Below are 13,159 nucleotides of genomic sequence, written 5' to 3'. Positions count from 1 at the left end.
GCGGCGCGAGGCGGGGAGAAACGGTGCGGAACCGAGAAAAGCTGTGCGTGCTCGCGGTGGTGGCGATGGCCGTACCGCTGATCGGTCAGCCGTCGAGCGCGAGCGCGACGGCGCGTGGTCCGCACCTGAGTGGCGCAACCGTCATGCTGCCCAACCTGGACGACGACCAACGCCGCTGCCGGGTTGACCCGGCCGACCTGGAAGCGCTCGGTGGTGCGGTGGACGCCGCGCTGGCCGCGTGTCACGACGCCGGGGACGAGCGGGTGAACGGATCTCGGGACGCCGAAGACCTGGCGCGGGTCTTCGTCCGCCCGACACCGGGGCTTAGCCGGTCGGCGACCGGACAGCTGGGCGTGGACCGTCACGCCTACGCTCGGGTGTTCGTCAAGCGGGACAACGACTTCCGAGCCCTGGTGCCGGGCACCGGCACGCTCACCGGCGAGGAGCTCCGCTCCGGCGTCGAGTTGGCCGTCGAGGGTCGAGACATCGTCCGCGACCCCGCGCGGTGGGACGGCACCGTGCTGCTCACGTTGACCGTCACCGACCGCGGACATCGGTGGCGGGACGACCACCGGATGCGGGTGGCGCCGCTGTTGCTCCAGCATGACTTGCAGCCCGCTACGACGGTGTTCGCTGGCCGGCCGGGCAAAGGAACTGGCGCGCCGTGGTGGGGTGGCGTGATCGGAGACTGGGTGCCAAGTGAGTGGGAAGCGTTCAGCTCCACGCTCCGAACCGCAGCGGGCAGGACCGGCGCGCGGACCCGGTTCATCGCCAGCACCGAAGGGCTTTGGCAGGACGTCTGGTGGCAGGACCTCTTCGAGCCGGCAACGGCAAGCATGCCGACCGTCGGCGGGGTACAGACCATGCGGGTGATGATCCGCTCGGCGAATGTATGGGACCTGCCGGATGCCAGCGGCAACCCAGTGCGCACACCGCGCCCGGCGGCGCGGCTGCTGTTTCGCGACCTACGGGGCCCGGACGTGGCCGTGGTACAGCAGTTCGGCGCCCAGGGGCACGGCGATCTGCTAACCGACTTGCGCAACGCCACCGGCAACATCGAGTCGCTACCGCCCTACCGCGGTTTCCCGCAGGGCCGGCTGGTCTACGGCACCTCGCCCGGAGGCGGCGAGCTGGCCCCAGACCCGGACTTCATCCGGATGCTGGTCGCGCAGGGGCAGCAGCCACCGGTGGTGCTCGACACCTCGTGGCTGCTGGTCGGACACGCCGACGAGACGATGCACGTGGTACGTGCGACCAACGAGCGGGGCTGGACGTTGATGGTGGCCGACCCGCGGTTGGCCGAGCGGCTGCTGCGGCAGGCCCACGCGCACGGCGCCGGCTCGGCCCGCCTGTTCGCCGGCACCAACGCCAAGCGCCAGCCAACTGTGGCCGAACTGCTCGACGACCCGTCGTTCCTGGCTCACAACGAGGCCGCCGCCGGCCACATCGACAAGCAGGTGGCCGTCATGCTGGCTGAGACCGGCCTGCGGCCTGACGAGATGGTCCGCGTACCGGTGCTGTTCGAGCAGATCAACGACCTGCCGCTGTTCGTCGCACTCACCCCGGGCATACCGAACGGGTTGTCGCTGACCGCCCGCGACTTCGCCGCACCGGACCCGCACGGTCCGGTGGTCGACGGCAGGGACCTGTTCCGTGCCACCACCGAGCGCGCCCTCGCCCGAGGCGGCGTCCGGGTGCACTGGGTAGAGGACCTGTTTTGGGCGCACTTCGGCGGTGGCGAGGTGCACTGCACCACCAACGCCTGGCGCGACACGCGTGGTGGTACACCTTGGTGGATCACCTCGGCTGCCGGGTAGCGGACTCGGTGAAGGCGGCCGTGACGTCCGCGGCCGTCTTCACCCGTCCGTTTCCAGCTCGTGTTCAGCGTTGGTTCGGGGCACGATCGGGTCGATGGGCTGGCCGGGGCTGTTCTCGGCCTCGATCCAGTCGGCGAGTTCGAACCTGCTGCCACATATGCCGCAGGTGGCCAGGCCAAACAGGTATGTGAGGCCGTCCGCCAGAGTGGCGTCGCCGCCCTCGGTGGCGACGCTGTGTACCCACCTGGCGATGCCCGTCAAATCCTCGGGCGTGGCAGGGGTGAGCGGAGTCCGGTGGACGTACCGGTGCAGAGTTCGCACGATCAGCGCCGCGAGGTCCAGCGCCCGCTCGCGATGCTCGTTGGTGCCGGACTGCGCGAGCCGGGCGAGTTCTGGCAGCGCGGCGAACCCTGCCGAGCAGCAACACTCTCCCTCTACAAGGAGCCGGTCTTCGAGTTCGTGCCACGCGCTGGCATCGGCATGGCGCGCGAGCCGGTCGAGCAGCACGCCGACGCTGACACCGGAGTCGCCCCGCATATCCCACGTCGAGCGCCAATCGATCACCGAAGGATTCAACACCATCTCCGTCCACCCCAGGACCGCCGCTCGTACGTCGTCGGAATGGCAACCGCGGGCGGCCCGGGCGGCGCTCAGGCACGCCCGGGTCGCTTGGTGCACCGACATCGGATGCGATGGCGTTGTGGAGTGGTGGTCGCGGGTGGTTTAGGTGGTGGGACCGTACAACCGTGCGATATCGGGTGAGTCGAGCCAGCCGCTGTAGGTGGGTTTCTGCGGCCAGCCTTCTGGCGAGTCCTGCCACTGCTCCTGCCGACCGTAGGGCAAGAGGTCGACCAGGGCGAACGTGTAGGTGAGCTGTTCGGTGCCGCGGCCGGCCGTGTGCCAGGTGCGGTAGACCGTTTCGCCGTCCCGCAGAAACACGTTCATCGCGAACCCGCCGCCGGGCGGTGCGTCGACGTCGGCCCCGAACGGGCTGTCGGCGGTGGAGTACCACGTCATCGTGTTGCCGACGCGCTTGGCGTAGGCCAGGGCCGCTTCGATCGGGCCCTGGGTGACGATCACGAACCGTGCGTCGTAGTTGTCGAGGAAGCCCAGCCGGGTGAACGAGGAGGTGAAGCTGGTGCAGCCGCCGCACTGCCACTCCGCGTCCGGCTCCCACATGTGGTTGTACACGATCAACTGCGACTTGCCGTCGAAGATGTCGACGAGCCGGACCGGTCCTTCAGCGCCGACCAGGGTGTAGTCGGGCATCCGCACCATGGGGAGCCGTCGCCGCTGCGCCGCGATCGCGTCGAGCTCCCGGGTGGCCGCTTTCTCGCGGGCGCGCAACTTGTCCAGCTCCTCGCGCCAGGTCGTGTAGTCGACAACGGGTGGAAAAGCCATGATCAACATCTCCTTCGTTTGCTCGTCAACCCTTATGACCGCTCCCAGCACCAAAACTCATCGAAAGGCCGCGGACACCACCCCGCCACGCCGCTCGTCCCGCGTCGATCCGGTGGTTAGCTGCCGCATCGCTACGCGGCGGCGATCCGTTCCGGCGATGAAAACCTCTCCTCGGAACCTCTCATGGTGGGTCGGGCTTCGTGCGACGCTTGGCTCACCGTCGTTGAGCAACAGAGGCGGAACGATCGCCGCCTTTCATGAAGCCTGCATCCGTAAGAGCACGGCCCGCGGGCACCACAGCCGCGACGGCTCTAATCCTGGCCTCAGGTTGGTCGGGGAGGATGAGCGGAAAAGCATCGACTGGAGGGGGGCGGGCCGGCGTGCGGATCATGATCGCGGATGACGAGGCGGCCATCCGTGAGTCGCTGGAGCGGGTGCTCCAGGTCGAGGGTTACGACACCAGCACCGTCGCCAACGGTCTCGCCGTGCTCGAGGGGGTCGGTGGCGACGCGCCGGATCTGCTGATCCTCGACGTGATGATGCCGCGCCTCGGCGGGTTGGAGACCTGCCGGCGGTTGCGGGCGGCGGGTCGGGATCTGCCGGTGCTCATGCTGACCGCCCGGGATCAGGTCTCCGACCGGGTCGCCGGGCTGGACGCGGGCGCCGACGACTATCTGCCCAAGCCGTTCGCCACCGAGGAGTTGCTGGCCCGGGTCCGGGCCCTGCTGCGCCGCCGCGGGCCGGGCGACGACGAGTCGCAGGTGCTGACGTTCGCCGACGTCCGGCTCGATCCTGACAGGTTCGAGGCGTGGCGGGGCGGGCGGCCGCTCCACCTGACCCGGACCGAGTTCTCCCTGCTGCTGGTCCTCATGCGCAACGCGACCCGGGTGTTGACCCGAGACGCGCTGTTCGAGGCGATCTGGGGCTTCGACATGAGCGCGACCGCCAACAACCTCCAGGTGTACGTGAGCTACCTGCGCCGCAAGATGGAGGCCGAGGGTGAGCCGCGACTGATCTACACGCTGCGCGGCCTGGGGTACACATTGCGGGAGACTTCTCCGTGAGCCGGGGCGCCGCCGGCCGGGGCTCGCGACGGCTGACCCGATGGTGGCGCCGGCGGTCGCTGCGGACCAGGCTGACGGTGATCGCGGCGACGGCCATCGCGGTCAGCGTGCTCGTGGCCATGCAGGTGGCCATCGAGCTGCTGGACCGGGAACTCCAGGACACCGCGGAGGATCAGCTGCGCGCCGACTCCCGGGTTCTTTCGACGAACGCGGAGCGCGCCGGTCTGGCGCAGGTCCAGCTACCGCCGTACACCGGATCCGGTCGGCTGGTGCGGGTCATCCTGCCCGACGGCTCGATCCGGACGCCGGCCGGCCAACCCGCGCTGCCTCCGGTCAGCGAGCAGGCCAGACGCGTGGTGCGGGGCGCGTCGGCCGACCTGATGGAGTCCGGCGACGACGGCTACCTCATCTACACGCTGCGGGCGGGCGACGGCGCGGTCCAGGTGGCCCGCAGCACCGACGACGACCCGCTCAACCGGTTCGGGTTGGGCATGCTGCTGATCGGGCTGCTCTGCGTGGCCGGGGGCGCCATCGTCGGCCGGGCCGTGGCGCGGACCGGGCTGGCGCCGATCGACCGGCTGACCGCCGCCGCGGTCCGTGTCGCGCACACCCGGGATCTCGACGCCGACATCCCGGAGGAGGGCGGTGGGGAGATCCGGCGGCTGATCCGGTCGATCAACGACATGCTCGCCGCGCTCCGGGATTCCCGTCGGGCACAGCGGCTGCTCGCCGAGGACGCCGCCCACGAGCTGAAGACCCCGCTCACCAGCCTGCGCCTCAACGTCGAGCTGCTGATCCGGCTCGATCGGCGCGGCACCCTGGACAGCGCACTGGCCGCGGAGAGCCGGACCCGGCTGCTCAACGATCTCGGCGCCCAGGTGGCCGAGTTGAGCACCCTTGCCGCCGAGTTGACCGACCTGGCGCGCGGTGACGTCAGCGACGAGAGCACCGAGGTGCTCGACCTCGCCGACGTGGTGGTGGCCGCCGTGACCCGCGCGGGTTCCCGTGTGCCCGACATCGAGGTCGCGCTCGACGTGACCTCCGTGTGGGTGAGCGGGCGTCCCGCTGCGCTCCAGCGGGCGGTGCTCAACCTCATCGACAACGCCGGCAAGTGGTCTCCCGCGGACCAGCCGGTCCAGGTCCGGCTCCGTGCCGAGGGCGCGTCGGCGGTGCTCGAGGTCGACGACGCCGGGCCCGGCATCGACGCCGCCGACGCGCCGCGGGTGTTCGACCGGTTCTACCGTGCCGACAGCGCCCGGGCGTTGCCGGGATCCGGTCTGGGGCTGTCGATCGTGCAGCGGGTCGTCGACGCCCACGGCGGCCGGGTCACCGTCGCCCGGTCCGCACGCGGTGGCGCGCTGCTGCGGGTCAGCCTTCCGGCCGCTGCCTCGCCCGCTCGGATCACGCGGCCCACCGCCGGGGAGGACACGGTGGTGCGTTGACCCGCCGCGGCACGGCGCCAGGACAGCCACGGCGCGCGGCGCCAGGACCCACCGCAGCGGGCGGCGCGGGACAAGGGCGGCGGACACGGCGACGGCCGCCGGGTCATGACAAAGATCCGGGACGGGCCTGAGCCCGTCCCGGATTTCGACTGTCCCGCCGCGCTCACCGTTGCAGCGCGGGCTCCTCATAGTCCACGAGCGGCCGTTGACCGTCCGGCGGCTCCACCGGTCGGGACAGCCGGCTCGGCCACCAGATCCGCCGGCCGATCAGCAGGGTAAGGGCGGGCACCAGGACCGACCGCACCAGCAGGGCGTCGAGCAGCACGCCGAAGGCGACCAGGAACCCGACCTCGATCAGCATCACCAGCGGAAGCGTGGCGAGGACCGCGAACGTGGCCGCCAGGACTACGCCGGCCGAGGTGATGACGCCACCGGTGGCCGAGAGGGCTTTGAGCATGCCCTCTCTGGTGCCGAGACGCACGGTCTCCTCCCGGGCCCGGCTGGCCAGGAAGATGTTGTAGTCGACGCCGAGCGCCACCAGGAACAGGAATGCCAGCAGCGGCACCGAATAGTCGATCCCCTTGAACCCGAGGATCGTGTCGAAGACGAACACACTGCCGCCGAAGGCCGCGGCGAACGAGACGACCACGGTGGCCATCAGGACCAGCGGGGCCACGATCGCGCGCAGCAGCAGCCCGAGCACGATCAGGACGACGGCGAGCACCAGCGGGATCACCAGCTTCTCGTCGCGCCTGGTGGTCACCTCGGTGTCGAGGTTCTCCGCACTCGGCCCGCCGACGATCGCCTCCGCCCCGTTCACCGCGTGCACGGCGGTGCGCACCCGCTTGATCGTGTCGTACTCCGCAGTGGTGTCCGGCGCGTCGGTCGGGAACACGGAGATATCGGCCCAGCCTCCGCTGGTCTGGCCCGGGATGGCCGCTGCCACACCGGGAGTGCTCTTGACGACGTCGAGCACCCGCTCCTGGTACGCCGGCCGCGTGAAGATCGTCATCGGCTGGCCGCCCAGCTCCGGGAAGTGCTGGCGGAGAACGGTGAAGCCGGTGACCGACTCCGGCGCGGACAGGAACTGGTCCTGCTCCCGCAGGGCGCCGGTGTTGCCCGCCAGCCCAATGGCGAGAAGACCCAGGATTCCGAGCGAGCTGAGCGTCGCCACCCACCGGCGGCGGCTGATGGCGGTGCCGAGCCGTCCCCACAGCCCCGGCTTCTCCTCCACGGCCGTGCTGAACCGCGGGATGGCCGGCCAGAAGATCCGCCTGCCGAGCACCACGAGCACCGCCGGGAACAGCGTCAGCATGGCCACCAGCGCGCACAGGATGCCGGCCGCGCCGATCGGGCCCAACCCGCTGGTGCTGTTCAGGTCGGCGACGAGCAGGCAGAGCAGGCCGGCGATCACGGTGGCCGCGGACGCGACGATGGCCGGCGCCGCTCCGCGTAGCGCGTGGACCATCGCGACCCGGACGTTCTCGTGGTGGTGCAGTGTCTCCCGGTACCGGGCGATGAGCAACAGCGCGTAGTCCGTGCCGACGCCGAACACCAGAATCGTCAACAGCGCCGAGTTCTGGTCGTTGACCACGATGCCGAAGCCCTTGACGAGCAGGTAGACGGTCGCCATCGCGGTCAGTGCGGCCGCGCCCACGGCCACGAGCGGGACTAACCACAACACCGGGCTGCGGTAGGTGAGGATCAGCAGGAGCGTGACGACGACGACGGTGGTGAGGAAGACCTGCATGTCGATGCCGTCGAAGACGGCGTCCATGTCGCCGTCGACCGCGGCCGGGCCGGTCACGTCGAGTTCCAGGCCGGCGGGGCGGTCCTTCGCGGCCTCACGCAACGGGCCGACGATGGTCTCCGGTCCGCCGTAGGTCGTGCTCACATCGAGGGTGAACACCATCGCCTTGCCGTCGGTGGAGGGACTCGTCGGTGGGCCCTCGTCGTCCTCGCCGGCCGCCGCCGTCGCCTTCGGCGGGTACCGTTTGGCAAGGGTGTTGTAGTGGCGCTCGACCGTCGCGCGGTCGGCGTCGGTCATGCCGCTGGCGCGGTGGTACACGAAGACGAACGTGTTGTCCTCACCGCCGGGGAGACTGTCCTCCAGCACCGCCACCTTGGTGGACTCGGCACTGGCCGGCAGGGTGTCCACGGCTCTGTCGGTGGTGACCGAGCTCAGCTTCCCGCTCAGCGGCACCATGACCGCCGCCAGGGCCACCCACAATCCGATCACCAACCACGGCACCCACCGCCCTGCCAACCGACCGGCCGGCGCTTTCCCGGGCGGCGCTGCGTTGACTGCCATCACTAGCCTCCTACATGGATTCCACGCTTGTCTGATGCCTGCTTCGTAGCGGCCCGCCACGTACTCGCAGCGGCCTGCTGGGTACTTCGTAGTGAGCGAACCTGAGACGACGGTTAATGCGCCGCTCAGGCCGGGTGGCCGAGCCAGGTGCCGAGCGCACGCACCAGCGGCGCTCCAGGTATCGGCCGGATGGCCATTTCTTCGGGGATCGCGGGGGAGCGGGCGGTTGTGTTGAGATGGTCTATGTGGTGGCCAAAGTCCGTTTCGTCTGCTGGTTGGTCACTGCTTCCGCGGTCATTGCCTTGGCTGCCTGTGCGGCTGGCTCGGAGCCGGGTGCGGCCAGGCCTACCGCGTCGGGCACGCCGGCTACCCCGGCCGGCTCGCTCTCACCGTCGCCGACGGTGACGCCGTCACCCACGCGTACGCCCGCGCCCACCGTTCTGCCGAAGGCCGCTGACGGCACGCGGCTGTCCGCTTGCCGGGACGGCCGGTGTGAGGTGACCGTGAGCGCGGGGAAGGTGATCGAGTTCAACCAGAGCCTCGGCCTCTACTCCGTCAATGTGTACTCGATCAAGGGGGACGAGATCTGGCTGCTGGCGGCGATGACCGGTGGTGGCCGCTTCTCCTGCGAGGGCGATGACCGCTGCCAGGTCTCGATACAGGGAGCGACGGCGGAGGTGCCGGCGACCGGTACGTTCATCGTGCATCCGGGGGCGCGGGTCGAGATGGGCAAGGTCCGGTTCACGGTGCCGGCGGTGGTGCGGGGCAAGGCGGTACTCAGGCTGACCCGAGCCTGACCGTCATGGACGCCGGATTGCTGGTGGCGCTGGCCGTCGCGGCGGTGTTCTTGCTGCTGTGGCTCGTGTTCGGGCTGATGGCGGCCAAGCGCGGCAAGCCGGCGCCCACCCTGCACAGCCCGGCCCGGCGCGGCAACGTAGCGCTGCTGTCCGAGTGGATCGAACAGGGTGCCGACTTGAACGCGGCCGACCAGGACGGGAACACGCCGCTGCACCTGGCCCACTACGAGTGCCAGGTGCACGCCATCAGGTATCTGGTCGAGAACGGGGCGGACGAGGGGGTGCTGAATAGCTACGGCCTCGTTCCCGAGCAGATGCGCCAGTTGGCCGACGTGGAGTGGCTGCTGCGCCAGGGCGCCGACGTGTTGACCGGCGCCGGCAGTGCGACGCAGCCGACCGGGCGGGCGGTGCGTGACAAGCTCGTGGCCGCACCGATCGAGCTTTACCTCATCGCGTTGCGGCGGCTTGCCGCCACCGACCCGGCTAAGAACCGGATCATCTTCCTCGCCATCATGCTGGGGCTGCCGGGCACCGAAGAGACGCTGTGTGAGTTGCTTGGGCAGCTCAACCAGGTGTCGATCGCGGTGGTGTACCTCAATTCCGGGTCACCGGCTCTACGCGAGGCGGCCACCCGATGGGCGGCGGCGCACTTCTATGCGATCACCGAAAGCACCGGGTACCACTACGTCACCTGGGGCGCGTACCGCTGACACCATGGCGATAACCATCCACGATGGACGTTGGCCAGCGGAGGCGTTGGCGGATGGCGGCTGTCGCACGGCGAGCGGGAGCTTGGTGAGCCGGCCTACCGCGACGCCAGGCCGTGACGCGCGGGCGTCATCACGACGTGGTGGACGCCATGCGGGAGGTCGATCTTCCGGTCCGCGACCAGTTCGCCGGTCGCGACACGGAAGATCTGTACGCCCGGCGTGTCCTGGTAGACCGTCGCGAGGAACCAACGGCCGGACGGGTCGAAGGTGCCGCCTTCGGGTAGCACACCGTCGAAGAGGACCGTTCGCGCGTTCGACAACCGCCCGCTCGCCGGGTCGAGCCGCAGCAGGCTGACCGAGGCCTGCTCGTCGTACTCGGGCGAGTCGGGCGGCAACGCGGTGCCGCGCATGTTGACGGTGGCGACCAACCGCCCGTCAGGACTGACGGCGAGTCCTTCCGACGACCGGTCGGTGGGCGCGGTGGCGACGACGCGGTGGCGGGCATGCTCACCGGCCCCGGATGCGCCTAGCCGGATGACACCGACGGTCGACGGTTGGTCCGGCAACCGGCCCTCGACGTCGGGTGCGGTGAGGTCGCGGCCCCAGTTCGACGTGAGGTAGTGCCTGCCGTCGGGCGTGAAGCGGCCGACGAAGGGGTCCTTTCCGGTCGTCACCAGGTTTCCGAAGAGCCGAGGCCGCGACCCCACCTCGACGAACGCCACCCGGTCACGGTTCGTGACGTTGACCGCGACGAACCGTCCGGACGGATGCCATTGCACGTTCGTCACGAGATCGCCCCGGGGTGCGGTGACGCCGAGCGCCGCCAGGTCGATCGTCCGCGGCGTGCCCAGGCGGCGGTGGTGGTTGTCCCAGCGGATGATTTGCAGGACAGACCGTCCGTCCGGATTGGCCACGATCGCCACGGCGGAGCCGTCCGGACTCACGGCGAGAGCCTCCGGCATCGACGCGACGGTGGCGACATCGTGGACACGAGGCGCGGCGGAGCCAGACACGTCCAGCACGGTCAGCTTGTCGCCGGGCGGGAGGTCTCTGACGGTCGTGCCGCCAGGTGGCCGCTGACCCAGCCGTTCGACCACGAACGCGGTGCGGCCGTCCGCCGACAGGGCCAGGATCTCGGGAGCGGCCGTGACCGAGTTGGAGGCCTCCACCGAGGCCGTGTCCACGCGGTCGCCGTTCAGGTCGAGGACGGTGACCAGGTCACGAAACCCGGCACTCTCCGGCGACAGCACGCCGTCGCCGTAGGTGCTGGCCAGGTGGTCGCCGTCCGAAACGGCGACGATCCGTCCTTGCAAGGCCGGGACGTGTCGTTCCTTGGCTTGTGCCAGCGGAGCCGTACCGGCGGTCACGCCGGGAAGGCAGAGCAACGCGACGGTCGCGATGGTGAAGCGGCGGGTCATCGCTGTCCTCCTGAACGCATGCGGCTGTCGGCCTCCAACCTGCCGAGGAGGAGTGATCGGCGCCAAGCCGAAATTGGTCGCCTGTGATAACGAGATACGATCAGCGAGTGGATCTTCGATCCGTGGAGTGCTTCGTCGCGGTGGCCGAAATACTGCACTTCGGCCGGGCAGCGTCGTCGTTGCATCTCAGCCAGCCGGCCCTCAGCGGCCGCATCCGTTCCCTGGAAGCCGAGGTGGGTGTCACGCTGCTCGACCGCGACCGGCGGTCGGTGGCGCTGACCGAGGCGGGACGGGCGTTCCTGCCCGCGGCGCGGGAGGCCTTGGCCGCCGGGCGAGCCGCACGCACCGCGGCACGGCGCGCGGCACGCGGCGAATCGGGTCGGTTGCGACTGGGATTCACGGTTGTCGCCTTCTACACGTCCCTGCCTCGCGCCGTGCACCAGTTTCGGGCGCGGTATCCCGACGTGGTCGTCGACCTTGTCGAACGCAGCTCGCCCGAGTTGGAAGAAGCCCTCGTCGGTGGCGAGGTCGACCTCGGCCTCCTGCATCCACCGCTTCGCCCTCCGGTCCTCGCCATCCAGGAGCTACCCGCCGAACAGCTGGTGCTCGCGCTCCCGGAGGCACACCCGCTCGCGAATCGCGACGACCTCACCTTCGCAGACCTGGATCGCCAGCCACTGCTGGCCTCGGCACGGGCAATCGGCCCGCACCTGTACGACCGGCTGATGGCGGCCTTCGCGCAGGCCGGCGCGGTCGCCCGGGTGGTACAGGAGGTCACCCCGGTGACCGCCCTCGCCAGCCTCGTGGTCGCGGGATCCGGCATCGGCTTCGTCACCCGCGGCATCGCGGCGGCCGGGCGCCCGGGACTTGCCTTCAGAGCCGTTCGCGGCGCACCCGAGGTCCCGCTCGCCGCCGCCTGGCTGTCGCCGGGCCCGTCCCGCACCGCCGCCAACTTCCTCGCGATCGCCCGCCGCGCACTCGCCGACCGTTCCGCTCCGCAAGGCGCGTAGGGAGGCGGCAAGGGCGAACCCGTGCGCGGCGCGTCAGGTCAGCAGGGGGAGTTGGTCTGGCGGAGCAGTCCGAGGCGCCATGGGAGTTGGGAGTAGTCGCCGCCGGCGGACGGGTCCATGCCTTGGTAGAGAAGCCGTAGGTTGCACGGCCGGATGGTCATCGTCTGGTCGATGCCGGCGCGGATGAGCTCGCCGTGGCTGATGTCGTGGGTCCACGTGGGTATGCGTGGGCCGAAGGCGACGTTGTTGGATCTGGCGAAGGGCTCGGCCTCCGAGTCGGCCAGGGGTGTCCATTCGCCGTCGATGCCCTCTGCCGTCCAGGATCGGTAGTACCGGCGGCCGTCGGTGCCGATCGCCTCAACCAGCAGCAGGTAGGTGTTCGTGTCCTTGATCCGGTAGACGGAGGCTCCCTCGAAGAGGCGGAACCGGTCTGGGTCCCGCATCACGATCACGGTGTCGCGGAAGCCGTTCGGGAACTCCGCGACGGTGGTCCGCGCTCGGTACAGGTGCCCGTTGTCGTCGGAGGAGAACAGGTAGCAGTTGACCTTGTCGCAGATGACCCAGTAGTCGAGCCAGAAGCCGTTTCCGATGTTGTCGCGCACGATGGCGGGCATCGTCTCCTGGAAGTTTCGGGGCGCGGTCCAGGTCTCCGGGCGGCCCGGGTCGTCGGCGGTGGAGAAAGACGGCAACCCGGTCTGGTACACCAGGTACCACTTGCGCTTGGGCGCGAAGTAGAACAGCTGCGGTGCGGCCCGATAGCCGCTGCCGATGGCAGGGTTGCGGTCGATGTGGTACTGAGGGGCGGAGGCGGCTTCGGACCACTCGGCGAAGTTGAAGTGGACGAGACTCCAGTTGCCCGCCGTGTTCGCCGTCGTGGCGTAGACGTACCACCGGTTGTTGAACCGCACCACCGTCGGGTCCTTGACGGAAACGACGGGGTGTGCGGCATCGGCTTGGGGGCTGACGAGAATCCCGCTGGACTTCCACTCGAAGGTGGTGGGCAGCGGTGGGGAAGGCTCGGCTGCTGCGGGCTGGGCCGGAATGGACAGCGACCCGGCCGTGCCGAGAAGTACGGCCACGATCGACGCCAACGCGGCGTGAGTACGGCTGACGATCATCGAAGGCTCCCTGATGTCGTGGCCAACGGATCGCCGAAAACTTTACGGAAGTTTTCCGATAAATTCAAGGC

General features: G+C 69.8%; 11 protein-coding genes. 6 read left to right on the top strand and 5 right to left on the bottom strand.

From position 1 onward, the window contains the following. Nucleotides 1-23: 23 nt before the first annotated feature. Nucleotides 24-1,817: a protein-arginine deiminase family protein gene (locus tag AC5L36_RS13635; RefSeq protein WP_441215838.1), complete on the top strand. Its 1,794-nt coding sequence runs from the start codon at nt 24-26 to the stop codon at nt 1,815-1,817. Between the two features lie 39 nt (nt 1,818-1,856). On the opposite strand, the gene AC5L36_RS13630 is transcribed toward AC5L36_RS13635, so the two are convergent. After that, nucleotides 1,857-2,399, bottom strand: coding sequence for a hypothetical protein (locus AC5L36_RS13630; RefSeq protein ID WP_441215837.1), 543 nt, complete (start codon nt 2,397-2,399; stop codon nt 1,857-1,859). A gap of 141 nt (nt 2,400-2,540) precedes the next feature. Beyond that, on the bottom strand, nt 2,541-3,218 hold the full coding sequence (locus AC5L36_RS13625) for a DUF899 domain-containing protein (RefSeq protein WP_441215836.1): 678 nt from the start codon (nt 3,216-3,218) through the stop codon (nt 2,541-2,543). Between the two features lie 389 nt (nt 3,219-3,607). Here AC5L36_RS13625 and AC5L36_RS13620 point away from each other — a divergent pair, with 389 nt between their 5' ends. Continuing rightward, on the top strand, nt 3,608-4,282 hold the full coding sequence (locus AC5L36_RS13620) for a response regulator transcription factor (protein ID WP_441215835.1): 675 nt from the start codon (nt 3,608-3,610) through the stop codon (nt 4,280-4,282). After that, entirely contained in the window at nt 4,279-5,724 is a 1,446-nt protein-coding gene (locus tag AC5L36_RS13615; RefSeq protein ID WP_441215834.1) for a HAMP domain-containing sensor histidine kinase, read from the top strand. The genes AC5L36_RS13620 and AC5L36_RS13615 overlap by 4 nt, the downstream gene beginning before the upstream one ends. A 163-nt stretch (nt 5,725-5,887) precedes the next feature. On the opposite strand, the gene AC5L36_RS13610 is transcribed toward AC5L36_RS13615, so the two are convergent. Beyond that, nucleotides 5,888-7,963: an MMPL family transporter gene (locus AC5L36_RS13610; protein WP_441215864.1), complete on the bottom strand. Its 2,076-nt coding sequence runs from the start codon at nt 7,961-7,963 to the stop codon at nt 5,888-5,890. A 575-nt stretch (nt 7,964-8,538) separates the two neighbouring features. Here AC5L36_RS13610 and AC5L36_RS13605 point away from each other — a divergent pair. Further along, on the top strand, nt 8,539-8,832 hold the full coding sequence (locus AC5L36_RS13605; protein ID WP_441215833.1) for a hypothetical protein: 294 nt from the start codon (nt 8,539-8,541) through the stop codon (nt 8,830-8,832). 5 nt (nt 8,833-8,837) lie between these two features. After that, complete coding sequence (locus AC5L36_RS13600) at nt 8,838-9,542, top strand: ankyrin repeat domain-containing protein (protein ID WP_441215832.1); 705 nt, start codon at nt 8,838-8,840, stop codon at nt 9,540-9,542. Nucleotides 9,543-9,637: 95 nt separating this feature from the next. Here AC5L36_RS13600 and AC5L36_RS13595 read toward each other — a convergent pair whose 3' ends face one another. Further along, nucleotides 9,638-10,960: a lactonase family protein gene (locus AC5L36_RS13595; RefSeq protein WP_441215831.1), complete on the bottom strand. Its 1,323-nt coding sequence runs from the start codon at nt 10,958-10,960 to the stop codon at nt 9,638-9,640. 107 nt (nt 10,961-11,067) lie between these two features. Between AC5L36_RS13595 and AC5L36_RS13590 the strand changes: the two genes are divergently transcribed. Beyond that, entirely contained in the window at nt 11,068-11,970 is a 903-nt protein-coding gene (locus AC5L36_RS13590; RefSeq protein ID WP_441215830.1) for a LysR family transcriptional regulator, read from the top strand. A gap of 38 nt (nt 11,971-12,008) precedes the next feature. Here AC5L36_RS13590 and AC5L36_RS13585 read toward each other — a convergent pair whose 3' ends face one another. Next, on the bottom strand, nt 12,009-13,088 hold the full coding sequence (locus AC5L36_RS13585; RefSeq protein ID WP_441215829.1) for a glycoside hydrolase family 62 protein: 1,080 nt from the start codon (nt 13,086-13,088) through the stop codon (nt 12,009-12,011). Between the last annotated feature and the right edge of the window lie 71 nt (nt 13,089-13,159).

The sequence above is a fragment of the Phytohabitans sp. LZ39 genome, assembly GCF_059359075.1.
This window is presented reverse-complemented; position numbering and strand designations above follow the sequence as displayed.